The 11,182-nt window shown below is 42.9% G+C and carries 7 protein-coding genes; 4 read left to right on the plus strand and 3 right to left on the minus strand.

From position 1 onward, the window contains the following. Nucleotides 1-26: 26 nt before the first annotated feature. The 3 genes from rluD (at nucleotide 27) to clpB (ending at nucleotide 4,478) form a co-directional block, all read left to right on the plus strand. On the plus strand, nucleotides 27-1,010 hold the full coding sequence (rluD, locus tag JKP82_RS04930; protein WP_218396055.1) for a 23S rRNA pseudouridine(1911/1915/1917) synthase RluD: 984 nt from the start codon (nucleotides 27-29) through the stop codon (nucleotides 1,008-1,010). A gap of 57 nt (nucleotides 1,011-1,067) precedes the next feature. Next, on the plus strand, nucleotides 1,068-1,802 hold the full coding sequence (gene pgeF / locus JKP82_RS04935; protein ID WP_218396057.1) for a peptidoglycan editing factor PgeF: 735 nt from the start codon (nucleotides 1,068-1,070) through the stop codon (nucleotides 1,800-1,802). Between the two features lie 99 nt (nucleotides 1,803-1,901). Then, nucleotides 1,902-4,478 carry an ATP-dependent chaperone ClpB gene (gene clpB / locus JKP82_RS04940; protein WP_218396059.1) on the plus strand — a complete coding sequence of 859 codons (2,577 nt, stop codon included), beginning with the start codon at nucleotides 1,902-1,904 and terminating at the stop codon, nucleotides 4,476-4,478. A gap of 104 nt (nucleotides 4,479-4,582) precedes the next feature. On the opposite strand, the gene prsT is transcribed toward clpB, so the two are convergent. The 3 genes from prsT to xdp1 (JKP82_RS04955) form a co-directional block, all read right to left on the minus strand. After that, nucleotides 4,583-7,408, minus strand: coding sequence for an XrtA/PEP-CTERM system TPR-repeat protein PrsT (prsT, locus tag JKP82_RS04945; RefSeq protein WP_218396061.1), 2,826 nt, complete (start codon nucleotides 7,406-7,408; stop codon nucleotides 4,583-4,585). Between the two features lie 86 nt (nucleotides 7,409-7,494). Next, nucleotides 7,495-8,370: an exosortase-dependent surface protein XDP1 gene (xdp1, locus tag JKP82_RS04950; RefSeq protein WP_159532023.1), complete on the minus strand. Its 876-nt coding sequence runs from the start codon at nucleotides 8,368-8,370 to the stop codon at nucleotides 7,495-7,497. 197 nt (nucleotides 8,371-8,567) lie between these two features. Then, nucleotides 8,568-9,449 carry an exosortase-dependent surface protein XDP1 gene (gene xdp1, locus JKP82_RS04955; RefSeq protein WP_159532020.1) on the minus strand — a complete coding sequence of 294 codons (882 nt, stop codon included), beginning with the start codon at nucleotides 9,447-9,449 and terminating at the stop codon, nucleotides 8,568-8,570. A gap of 252 nt (nucleotides 9,450-9,701) precedes the next feature. On the opposite strand from xdp1 (JKP82_RS04955), the gene pssA reads away from it, so the two are divergent. Then, nucleotides 9,702-10,535, plus strand: coding sequence for a CDP-diacylglycerol--serine O-phosphatidyltransferase (gene pssA, locus JKP82_RS04960; protein WP_159532018.1), 834 nt, complete (start codon nucleotides 9,702-9,704; stop codon nucleotides 10,533-10,535). Nucleotides 10,536-11,182 lie beyond the last annotated feature (647 nt).

The following is an 11,182-nucleotide window of genomic DNA, read 5'->3' on the forward strand; positions in this document are numbered from 1 at the left end:
CCTTTTTACACTTAATAATCGGTGTTATGACAGAGTCGGACAACACATTACAATTAGAAGCAACCACAGGGGCTGAGCACTTTGGTCTTCGGTTAGATCAGGTTTTAGCTGATTTGTTCCCTGAATATTCACGTTCTAAGCTAAAAACTTGGATCCAAGGCGGAAATGTGTCCGTTGATGGACAGGTTATCACAGTACCACGCCATAAAATGCAAATGGATGAGGTGGTGACTGTTAGCGCTGAAATAGAAGTGCAGGTCACTAGCCAAGCGCAAGATATTGCATTGGATATTGTTTATGAAGATGAACATATTTTAGTCATTAACAAACCTGCTGACTTAGTGGTTCATCCTGGTGCGGGCAATCCAAGTGGCACTGTGCTTAACGCATTGCTTAATCATGTTCCTGACATCGATAAAGTGCCTCGTGCCGGTATAGTGCATCGTTTAGATAAAGACACAACAGGCCTGATGGTAGTAGCGAAAACCTTACCAGCACAAACCCACCTGGTAGATCAGCTGCAAACACGAGTGATGAGCCGAGAGTATGAAGCCGTTGCGATGGGCACTATGGTAGCTGGTGGTGTGGTGGATACGCCTATTGGGCGCCATGCAACTAAGCGTACACACATGGCCGTGCGTGAAAATGGTAAACCTGCAGTAACTCACTTTCGTGTTATCGAGAAGTTTCGTGCTTATACGCATTTGCGCTTAAAGCTGGAAACAGGCAGAACCCACCAAATTCGTGTGCATATGGCCCACATTAAGCATCCGTTACTAGGCGATCCTACCTACAGTGGTAGACCACGCTTACCGAAAGGTGCATCTGATGATTTTGTTAACACGTTACGGGGTTTCCAGCGTCAGGCTTTACACGCAGCTCAGCTTTCTTTGTATCATCCAGAATCGGAAGAGTGGATGACATGGCAAGCGCCACTGCCAAAAGATATGCAAGATTTATTGGCTGCAGTACGCTTAGACTCTAAAGAAAACCCTGAGGATATGATTTAATCAGTGCAACTGGTTTGTCTGACCCAATAAAATGGCTGCAGAGCGACGGAGCTCAACATGATAACACCTCAATGGCATAGCCCTGAAAACGTGGTTGCTTACACTACCACGCGTGATGGCAGTGGCTGTGACCATGATGGCGAAGGTGCCAGTCGTGGGGAGTTTGCCCAATGTAATGTCGGAGACCACGTGGGTGATGACAAGGAAGCCGTGGCATTAAATCGCGCTGGTTTACCCTATGCCAATGCTATTACGTGGTTAAATCAAGTTCACGGCAATCATGTTGTTACGTTGCCTTCTTCCGAGACAGAAGGCGATGCAGCTTTTACCACAAGTAGTACGCATTTTTGTGCAGTAATGACGGCTGACTGCGTACCTATTCTTATCTGTGACATTACAGGTAAAGAAGTGGCTGCCGTGCATGCTGGATGGAAAGGGCTTGAGTCTGCAATTATTGGCCGCACAGTGAGCCATTTTTCGCGCCAAGCTTCAGATTTAATGGCTTGGATTGGGCCAGCCATTTGTCAGCAGTGTTATGAAGTAGATGCTGCGTTAGCACAACGCTTCGCGGATTACCCATCAGCAATATGCCAAGGTGATATACCCACTAAGTTTCAATTGGATTTACCCGCCATTGCTGCCCAGCAGCTAGCATCGCTAAATGTTGGTACCGTCTTCAATAGTCAGCTATGTACCTATTGCAATGAAAAACAGTTTTATTCCCACCGCAGAGCAACGCATCAAGGCAAGCTAGCTACTGGCCGAATGGTAAGTGTAATAGGTTTGCGCTAAATCAAAGGTTTACGAAACTTTAAACGTTTCTCTTGAATCTCATTCAATAAGATCCCATAACTAATGCATAAGGTATTTTGACATTATTAGGGTTTAGCCATGCGATTAGACAGATTCACCAATAAGTTCCAACTTGCCATTTCGGATGCTCAATCTTTAGCGCTTGGGCGCGACCATCAATACATTGAACCTGTACATTTAATGACGGCTTTGCTGAACCAGCAAGGCGGCTCGGTACGCCCCGTACTCGACCAAGCAAATGTAAATGTGAATGCACTGCGCTCGGCATTGAGTGAAGCGGTTGACCGTATCGCTAGCGTTGATGGCATTGGCGGTGATGTACAGCTAAGTAAACAAAGTGGCATTCTGCTTAACCTGTGCGACAAAATAGCTCAGCAGCGTAAAGATGAGTACATTACCTCTGAAATTTTCGTGCTGGCAGCCTTTCAAGATAACGGTCGATTAGGCGAAATTTTAAAGCAGCTTAACATTACTAAAGATAACGTAGAAAACGCTATCGACTCTATGCGAGGCGGGCAAACTGTAAATGATCCGAATGCCGAAGACGTGCGCCAAGCGCTGGAGAAATTTACTACAGATTTAACCGAGCGCGCAGAACAAGGGAAGCTCGACCCTGTTATTGGTCGCGATGATGAAATTCGTCGTGCAGTGCAGGTTTTGCAACGCAGAACAAAGAACAACCCAGTTCTTATTGGCGAGCCTGGTGTGGGCAAAACCGCGATTGTTGAGGGGTTAGCGCAACGCATTATTAATGGTGAAGTACCAGAAGGGCTTAAGAATAAGCGGGTGCTTTCGCTTGATATGGGCGCATTGGTGGCGGGCGCAAAATATCGCGGAGAATTCGAAGAGCGCCTTAAAGCCGTGCTTAACGAATTAGCTAAAGAAGAAGGTCGGGTTATTTTATTCGTTGACGAACTACACACCATGGTAGGCGCAGGTAAAGGCGATGGCGCTATGGACGCGGGTAACATGTTAAAACCAGCGTTAGCTCGCGGTGAATTGCACTGTGTGGGCGCAACTACCCTTGATGAGTATCGCCAATATATCGAAAAAGACGCCGCTCTTGAACGCCGATTCCAGAAAGTGTTGGTAGATGAACCCAGCGTAGAAGACACCATCGCTATTTTGAGGGGGTTGAAAGAACGGTATGAACTTCACCATTCAGTGGATATTACCGACCCAGCTATCGTAGCGGCGGCCAGCTTGTCTCATCGCTATATTAGCGACAGACAACTCCCCGATAAAGCTATTGATTTGATTGATGAAGCAGCATCGAGTATTCGTATTCAAATAGATTCAAAACCTGAAGATATGGACAGATTAGAGCGCCGTATTATTCAACTGAAACTGGAAGAGCAGGCACTTGCCAAGGAAACGGATGATGCCAGTCACAAACGTTTAGAAATGATTGAGCTTGAACGTGAGCAAGCTGAAACTAAATACAATGACTTTGAAAAAGTATGGCTTGATGAAAAAGAAGCCATGCAAGGTACGCAAACCATTAAGTCATCGCTAGAGCAAGCTAAACTCGATTTAGAGATTGCGCGCAGGGCATCAGATTTAAATCGTATGTCTGAGCTTCAGTACGGCAGAATTCCCGAGTTAGAAGCAAAACTTGAGCGGGCATCTGAAAATGAAACCCGAGAAACTAAGTTGGTGAAAAACAAAGTCACCGATGTTGAAATTGCCGATGTATTGTCACGTTGGACAGGTATACCTGTTGCTAAAATGCTAGAAGGCGAGCGTGACAAACTACTTAAAATGGAAGATGTACTACACAAACGTGTTGTGGGGCAGGGGGAAGCGGTTGAGGCAGTATCTAACGCAATCAGACGTTCTCGAGCTGGCCTTGCGGATCCTAACCGTCCTATTGGCTCCTTCCTGTTTTTAGGCCCAACAGGGGTTGGTAAAACTGAATTATGTAAAGCGCTAGCCGGTTTCATGTTCGACACCGAAGACGCCATGGTGCGCATTGATATGTCGGAATTTATGGAGCGCCACTCTGTTGCTCGTTTAGTTGGGGCGCCCCCTGGCTATGTTGGGTATGAAGAAGGTGGCTATTTAACCGAAGCAGTACGTAGAAAGCCTTATTCTGTAATTTTGCTCGACGAAGTAGAAAAAGCACACCCTGATGTTTTTAATATCTTGCTACAGGTATTAGACGACGGTCGCTTAACCGATGGGCAAGGTCGCACAGTTGATTTCAAAAACACCGTAGTGATCATGACATCCAACTTAGGTTCTGACATTATTCAAACGCAACATGAAGAAAGTCAGTACGAAGAAATGAAAGCGTCAGTGATGTCGGTGGTAGGGCAGCATTTCCGTCCTGAGTTTATTAACCGAGTTGATGACATTGTGGTATTCCACCCACTTGGCAAAGACGAAATTAAATCTATTGCTAAAATTCAACTAGCAGCACTTCGTGCTAGGTTAGTGGAAAAAGGGTACAAGCTTAATTTATCTGGGGCTGCTATGGATAAACTCGCTGATGCTGGCTTCGACCCTGTATATGGTGCGCGGCCACTTAAACGGGCGATTCAGGTTCATATAGAAAATCCACTCGCACAAAAGTTACTTTCAGGTGATTTGGTACCAGATTCTGTTATCAGAATAGATGTAGATAACGAAAAGCTAGTGATTTCAAATCAGTGATTAATTAGCTTATGCCGCAGTAATAAGCGTGTAGATAAAACAAAGCCACACATCTTGATAGAGAGTGTGGCTTTCTTATACGTGAAAAAAGTTAACGAACGTAATTAAAGACCATCGAGCAGGCTTTGTGCTTCAGTGCGTTTAAAGAAAGGCCGTTTCACATTTACCGCAAAGGTTAATTCTTCTTTTGCTTCTTCAATTCTGCCTAACTTAGCCAATGTATAACCAAGGTGATAGCGAATGTTAGGATCATTGGCATCTCGGGCAAAGGCGTCGCGTAGCATTTTGAGGCTTGTTTCATATTGCCCTTGTTGTGCTTTTAACCAGCCAAACGTATCAAGAATTTTCGAAGATGAGGGGTCGAGTTCATAGGCTTTGATGATATAGCTTTCAGCACTATCCGTTCCCATTTCCATTGCCATAATAGCTAGCCTATTGTAAGCCTGTGCTGGACTTGGTGTTTCGGGTATTTTTACTAGCTCATTATATAGGGCTGTTGCTGCGTCAAAATCACGTATGAAATAGAGATATTGAGCAAGTAAGCTTTTGGCCAGAAGGTTTTTTGGGTTTTGCTTGATAATTGCCTCTGACTCTTCAATGAATGTATCTACATAGCGCTCATTAAGGGCGTAGTTGTAAATAGCGATTAGCGGCGGTGCGAAATCTCTATCTAGTCTAAGGGCTCGTCGATAAGCCTCAAGGGCTTGTTCATCACGTTCTTCAGCTGTCAAAGCTCTGCCTTTCAGCAACCAATAATTGGCATTGCCCTGCTGTGTAGTTGCGATAGACGCCAGTAACACGTTTGCATCATTAACTTTATCTAATTTCAATAAAAGTCGTACATGAGCAAGGACTATAATTGAAGAATCTGGTGCAGCTGATTGTGCCTTTTCCATTGCTGCCAGCGCTCTATCTTCTTCATTTATTAGCAATAGTTGGTCACTCAAACGAAGTAACCTAGTGGCGTCTTGCTGTATAAAGTTCTCAACAATATTTAGCGTTTTTTTCGCGTTCTCATAATCTTTTAACGCAATTAACAATCCGGCTTTACTGAGAAGGTAATCAGGATTGTCGAATTCATCTTTGATAAGTCTATCTAAATGATATAGAGCGCTTTTACTATCACCTTCACGTTGGTAAATAGCGACTAACCGCTCCTTGGCGGCTATGTTTTGCGGGTTTAGCGTAAGTATATCAATGTAAATTTGCTTGGCTTCTTGTGTACTACCAAGACGTGTCAAATTGTGTGCTTTAAGTAGCAGTGTTTCGTTATGCTTTGGCGATAGAGTAAGCAATTCTTCAACGAGTTGTGATGATACGTCTAGGTTCCCCAATCTGCTTTCAGTAGCAGCCAAATTGAATTTTGCAGGAAATAACGCGGGGTTAATTGCCAATGCTTTTTCAATTTTCGACTTGGCTTCTGCTAATTGCCCCTGCCGTATAAGAATCCCCGCTTGTAAATTATAAACTTCAGGATCCTCTGGGAACTTGTCTGCAAGTAGGCCAGCGCTGCGAAGTGCTTGGTCGTAACGTGAGGCTTGAAGGTTCATTAACGCGTAGGTGAAAAGATAAGAAGGGCTGTCTTTATACCTAGAAAAATTTTGTTCGAGGATCGCCAAGGCTTTATCCTGCTTACCTCTTGCCGCCATCAATCTAATTTTAAAAAGCTGTAATTTACTTTCCGAGGGGTGTCGTATTTCTAGTTGCTGCAACAACCTTTCAGCTTTAAAGGCTTTATTCTGTTTTATAAACAAATCGCCTAAAATAAGTGCCGAATCAGGATTTTCCAGCAGTACATCCTGATAACGCTCTAACAAAAGTAGGGCTTGCTTACCTTGTTGCGTAGAGAGATAAACCTGAGACAGCATCATTACAGCCTGAATGTCATCAGGTTCATTTTGTAGGTAGCTTGTGAAGTCCTTCGCTGCCTTTTCCATATTGTTATTGAAAAAGTTTGTCAGCCCGCTTATGTACAGCAGCATAGGTTGAGAGGCAATTATTTCAGGATCTAATTGACTCATAAACTCATTGAGCTGAAGTAATTGTTCATTGTCGATGGCTGTTTCGGTATTACGGCTTTGCAACCAACTATTTAACAAAATGGCGAGAGGGTCGTTGGGCGTATCTTCAATAATTTCATCGACAAATAGCTTCGCTTGGTCATAGTCTTTAGCTTGTAGATAAAGGTCAACAAGATTCCTAAGTGCAATAGGATCTTCGCGGTTAAATGATAGTGCGGTTTGCAGGTATTCAGTAGCCGCTTTGGTATTTCCCTCGCGATAGGCCAATTGGCCTTTTAAGCGCCAAGTAATGGCATTTTCTTTTTCTATATTCTCGGCGTCATTAATAAGTTTACGAGCCAATGATAAATTATCTCTTTGAAGCGCAATAGAAGCCAACCCATTAATAGCAGGAACGTAGCGAGGGGTATCAGAAAGTATTTGTGAATAATCAGTTTCGGCACACGTTAGATCATCTAGTCGTATACATGCTGTGGCGCGTATTTGCAGCCAAGCTCGGTTGCTTTCCTTGGTGAGTTTACTGGTTTGATTAAAGTTGACGATGTCTGTGTATTTATTGAGAAAGAGCCAAGTATTGCCCAAGGGCTCGGCGAGCAGGTTTATGTCTGCTCCCATCTCTATTGCTTCTACAAACTCAAGTTCTGCTGCATTTAAATATCCGTTAATGAGAAGTATTTTTCCCATTAGGATTTTGGCAGCTAAGTTCTCGGGGTCTTTTTTTAAGCTATTTTTCAGGTGAATATAGGTTTCGTTATACTTATCTGCGTTAAATGCAGTAAGTGCTTTTTCATAATCCTCCGAAGTCGTAGCATGAGCGATGCTTAAAAAACTACCTGCAAATGCCGATGCCAATATTGCCGAGGCCAATGTAGAACGCCAAATACGCGAACGTCCAGTTCCTAAATTCATTATTAAATTATCCTGCTAACTGCCATAAAAAAAGGTGGCCAAAGCCACCTTCTAAAGATACGTGTTTTTTTTCTATTTTGAAACTATTACGCAGTGCGTTTTCTACGCCATATAAGAATAGCAAAACTCATTAGCATCAAGCCAAAAACGCCAGGCTCATGAACTTCAGCAACGGGGGGCGGAGTGCCCTCAGTAAAATCAATAGAGGTAATTTTAAATCCATCATTGTACATTGAAGCACCATCTACGCTGCCAAACACAGTGTTATAGGCGCCAACTAACCAATACTTCGCTGAGTTAACTAATTCTAGCTCGCCAGTAGTATAGCTGTACGACCCAGTTTTAGTAATATTGAATGACCCTGAAACCGCACCAGTAATGATTTCAGACCAGCTGCTGGACTCGCCTTGGAGTAACCCTAGCTGGCTATCATTTAATGCAGCAATTGAAACTTGTTGGTCAGTGCCATTGTTGTTTGCCCAGCCAAAGTCAATGTTATCAAGTGTTACATCAGAATCGAAAGAGAACAATACGAAATCAAAGTCAGCGTATGCAATTCCGGCAGCTGTGTCTTCGCCATTCCAGTAGTAGTTATCAATAGAGTGGTTGGGGCTAGTTGACCCTTCACCGTCCTGATTCAAAACACCATAGCCGTAGAAGCTAGATACTTCGTAGGGCGAAGCCGTTTTCACTATTTGGTCGAAGTCTTCAGGATCTAAGCTATTACCTGTATCAGACCAACCGGTAAGCGTAATGTTTACACCACCTATAGTTACCCCAGTAGCAGAAGTTACTACAGACTCGTCAAAATCAGTCAAATCGTAATAGCCTTCAGCAAGAGAGCTGTCAACAGGGTCAGTTGTGCCGCTATATCTATCGCCTCGACTACCGCCTGCAAACGCAGGTGCGCTTAATGTTGACAAAACCACTAAGGATACTAAAGCTTTATGTAAATACTGCATGGCTATACTTCCACTTTTAAACTGAAATTTTACTATTAGTAACCAGTTAAAGCATTATTTGTGCCATATTTTTATGTTTTTGTTTTATTTGGTTTTTATTTTTGAGTCTTACGCTTTTTGGGCTAAGTAGTAAAAAAAACTGACAGGTAATACCTGTCAGTTTTGAACTAAAGTAGCGCTTTTTACGTAGGCGCCATTCAAAGCTGTTTTCTACGCCAAGCGACAAGAAATACACCTGCGAGCAATAAGCCTAACGTGGTTGGCTCACTGACTTCAGTTGAGGGGGCCGGTGGACTCTCATTTGCTACAGAAAATCCAACTGATGAAAGCTTAAAGGCATCATTTCCAATATAACCTCCGATATTTTCAAAAACGGTATTATAAGCACCGATTAACCAATACTGGGAAGTGTCTGAAATATCGAAATCTGCCCTATGTTCTACATAGTCACAATTTTCTATATCATAAGAGGCAGTTGTCAGTGCATCAGCAACGATATCGCTCCAGGTTTGACTGCCTGAGGTTAAACCTGAAATGGAATCAAGTGCGGCGACAGATACTTGGGAGTCGCTGTTGCTGTATAGCCAGGAAAAGCTTGCCCCTGTTACAGAAACAGCTTGGTCGAATGACAACAAAACGAAATCGAAGTCTGTGACGTTTCCGTTTACTTTATTTACATTATCTATCGCGTGATCGGGGCTATAGTAAGTTTCCCAATCATCATTTGTTACACCATATCCATAGTAGTCAGATATTTTTTCTAACTTCGCATCTACAACAAGGTCATCGTTTTTACCGTAGGTGTCGGACCAAGCGGAGACAGAAATGTTTACCCCGTTAACCGAAATGGTGCTATTGAGAGGATCTGTTCCTGATTGAACGCCATCATCAACGAGGTCATAGATATTCTCGCCTAACGCAGATTCGCATAAATCGTTGTTAGATGAGCTGTTATTTGAGCTGCACCCTGAGTAGTCGGAATTATGCCATTTATTAGAACCTGCTTCAGCAGTGGAAAGTGGCAATAGGGTTAAACCAATAAAGCCCGCGGTAAGTATTGATACATTAAGCAAACGCATTATAACTAGACCTTCTTTATCTATATAAAAGGTGTAGTTCGTACGATATTTAGCTCTTCTTTTTACAGGCAGAGTAGATTTCGTGAACTTCAACATGATAGATGTATGATAACTGAACAGGTGATGTGGTTAGGTATATTAGCCTATACCTAGTTATTTATATGTGCTTCAGTGGTGCGGTGAATGTTATCTATGCGCCAGCAATGAACTATGAAATAATTAACACAGTTATTTATGTATATATGAGGACTTATGTCTGAACAAAAGCGAAAAGGGATTTATCTTCTTCCCAATCTACTAACCACTGCTGGTCTATTTTCAGGCTTTTTTGCAGTAGTGTCTTCGATGACAGGAAGGTTTGAAGCAGCAGCGGTAGCTATATTTGTTGCTATGATTTTTGATGGATTAGATGGCCGCGTTGCGCGTATGACGAATACGCAAAGCGATTTCGGTGCTGAATATGACTCAATGGCTGATATGGTGTCATTTGGTATGGCGCCGGCGTTAGTGGCATACAACTGGGGCTTAACTGAGCTCGGTAAGTTCGGTTGGTTAGCTGCCTTTGTTTATGTGGCAGGTGCTGCTTTACGTTTAGCACGATTTAATACGCAGGTTGGTATTGCCGATAAACGCTTCTTCCAAGGCTTGGCTAGCCCAGCTGCAGCAGCAGTAGTTGCTGGCTTAGTCTGGGTAGGCGTTGAATATGATGCTGTAGGTACAGACTACGGAATTGTAGTGGCGTTAGTTACTGGTTTCGCTGGCCTACTAATGGTGAGTAACTTCAAATACAATTCATTTAAAGAATTGAATTGGCATGGGAAGGTTCCTTTCGTAGGGCTGCTTATTGTGCTACTTATATTTGTAGTGGTAGCAACAGAGCCTGCTTTAGTACTCTTTATTGTGTTTTCTCTTTATGCGCTTGCTGGCCCAATCAATACATTTAGAACCGTCGATAAAGTTACATTGAACGACGTAGTAGGTGAGCAAGAAGAAGATGCAGACTTTGATGCTGATGCTAATAGTGCGACCGATACTGTTGATAGTAGCGAAGGGCAGCAAGACGAAGAGTCGTCTAATAAAGTGTAAAAACACGCCTTTCAGTCATTAATAGTGATGAGTTAGTTGTATTAATATACCAAACGACTAAAAAGCGACCTTCTAGGTCGCTTTTTTTATGAATTATTAAAAAGAGGTTGACCTTGCCTCAGAAATCTCTAGAATGCGCATCCGCTTCGACAGGAAAGTAAAATAACTTACACTGGCAAAGCAAGTCACTACAACCTCAAAGGCAGTACTGGCAAGGTTTACAAGGAAATGCTTTTGAAATTAATTTTTTGAAAGTGTTGACATGAAAACCGAAGCGCGTAGAATGCGCGCCTCGCTTCAAGGAGTTGGCAGCAACACTGGAAAAGCAGTTTTCATTAACTCTTTGGAGTTAACAACGATTCGGAAAGAAATTTACGAAAAACGTTGACACTGAAAACGAAGCGCGTAGAATGCGCAACCGCTTCGAAGAGAAGCGCTCATCGAAAAGGCAATGGCTGTTCGGGTGAGGTGGGGAAGTCTAAGCAACTATATGTAGTGTTAGTCCTCCTTGCGCAAAAACAGAATGCTTCGCATTATGATTTTTGCACGATAGTTCTTTAACAATTTATAACAAGACAATCTGTGTGGGCACTCATTAAGAGTGTCACACAACGACGATTCATATTCGATATATTTAATTGAAGAGT

It is taken from the genome of Alteromonas lipotrueae, from assembly GCF_019249215.1.
Classification (GTDB): Bacteria; Pseudomonadota; Gammaproteobacteria; order Enterobacterales; family Alteromonadaceae; genus Alteromonas; species Alteromonas lipotrueae.